3 protein-coding genes are annotated in these 1895 nt (G+C 33.9%); all 3 read right to left on the reverse strand.

The genetic code is table 11. From position 1 onward, the window contains the following. Window positions 1–182 (reverse strand): hypothetical protein (locus tag ABFR62_14185; protein MEN8139566.1); only part of this gene is annotated, 182 nt, incomplete at its 3' end. 64 nt (window positions 183–246) lie between these two features. Further along, window positions 247–1701, reverse strand: coding sequence for an aminotransferase class V-fold PLP-dependent enzyme (locus tag ABFR62_14190; GenBank protein ID MEN8139567.1), 1455 nt, complete (start codon window positions 1699–1701; stop codon window positions 247–249). Continuing rightward, window positions 1698–1895, reverse strand: a 198-nt coding sequence (locus tag ABFR62_14195; protein ID MEN8139568.1) for a DUF3471 domain-containing protein, incomplete at its 5' end; no start/stop codon positions are given. The genes ABFR62_14195 and ABFR62_14190, both read right to left, overlap by 4 nt.

Consider the following 1895-nt stretch of genomic DNA (forward strand, 5'->3'; position numbering starts at 1 on the left):
TTTTTGCTTACTTCTTCTTTTGTTTCTATGGATTTTACTCCGTAGCCTTTAGTATGGATAATTTTTCCATCTTTTACAATTCCGACAGCTACTCCGGCAACATTAAATTTTGCCATTGCATTAGCTACAAGCTTATCAATTTCATTAGATGTGATATGTTTTTGTATATTATTTTTGTTCATTTTTTGTGAGCTATAATTTATTCTATTAACGTTTCCACTATTTTAAGCCCATAAATTATGTGTTTTATTTCTTTAAGTTCTTCGTCTCTATTTCTTTAACCTTCTCTTTAATAATCTTTAGTAAAAGGTCAATTTGTTCTAAATGTGTTCTAAATGTCACGACCGCAACACGTATCCAGTATATTCCATTAATAGTAGTAGAAGACAGGAATATTCTACCGTCCTTTTGTATATACTGAATTAGCATCTTATTAAAAGTATCAGCATTTTTGGATTTAGGAACATACCTAAACATAGCTACAGAAAGATCAGGTTCCGGCCCTACATTAAAACCATCCAATTTTTGTATTTCATTATAAAAATAACGGGTTAGGTATAGTTTTTCTTCAAGAGCAGCTCTAAATGATTTAAGACCAAACATTTTTAGAGGCAACCACATTCGCATACCCCTAAAGTGTTTTGTTAGTTCTAGTGATATATCTGCCGGTGAAATTTCTTCGTTAACATCAATAGTGTCCTGCATATAATCGGCCAGATAGTGATGTGCCTTTAATATGGCTTCTTTGTCTTTTATAAGAATAGCACCGGTTCCGAAAGGTAAGAATAGTGTTTTATGAGGATCGAGGGTGATAGAATCAGCATTTTCTATTCCTTTAAATTGTTCACGCATTTCTGATACTAATTTGAAAAAACCACCGTAGGCTGCATCAACATGAAACCAAAGATTGTATCTTTTTGCAATATCAGAAATGGGTTCTATTGGATCAACAGTTCCGGTATTGGTAGTCCCCGCTGTTGCAACAACAAAGAAAGGGTTCAATCCTTTTTCTTTATCTTTGATAATAGTATTTTCCAACTCACTTACCGAAATTTTTAAATTATCATCTAAAGGAATATATCTTAAAACAGCTTCATTTAAGCCGGCAATTCGAATAGCTTTTTGTATAGAATGATGTGCCTGTTCCGATAAGTAAATTACCGATTTATGAAAGTCATGGGCCTTGAGCTTAAAAGTTTCTCTTGCAGTTACAATAGCAGTTAAATTAGCAGCAGAACCACCAGAGGTTAAATTACCTATCGCATTTTCAGAATATCCCATTATACGACACATCCAGCGAACTAGCATGTTCTCCAAACGAACAGCTCCGGGTGATGTAAAATAAATACCTGCATAGCGATTGTTGACCGCCGCAATATAATCTCCCAGGGCAGAAGGGTAGAGCCCTCCACCTGGTATATATCCCATATGTCCACCCGAGGCAGGATTTATCCCTACTTCGTCAATATTTTTAGTAGTGCTTTCTAATAAAGTTGATAATTCGGTTGCCTCTTCTGTAATATCCAAATTGTAAATATCTTTTCCACCGTTTTCGGAATAGTAATAGGCTTTTCCTGTATCCAATTTATTAATGAAAGTATTGGAATAATTTAAAACCTGAGTATTCCATTCGTCTCTTTGTTTTTGTATCGGGTCTAAAAGCTTTGATAACTTTTCGAGTTCTTTTATTTTATCAATCATTCCTTCTTGTTTTTTTTCCTCTTAAGATTGAGGTCATGAAAATCATAGCTGAAATCTATATTTGGTGAGATGCCTTTCATTTTTATACCTTGTGCTTTTCCTTCCTCATCTAAATTAAACATGGCAAAGGCATCTGCATTCATATCCTGATATTCCCATTTAATAGCAAAAGTATTAGCCTTATAATAAGACAT

The sequence above is a fragment of the Bacteroidota bacterium genome (genome assembly GCA_039714315.1).
Taxonomy (GTDB): domain Bacteria; phylum Bacteroidota; class Bacteroidia; order Flavobacteriales; family JADGDT01; genus JADGDT01.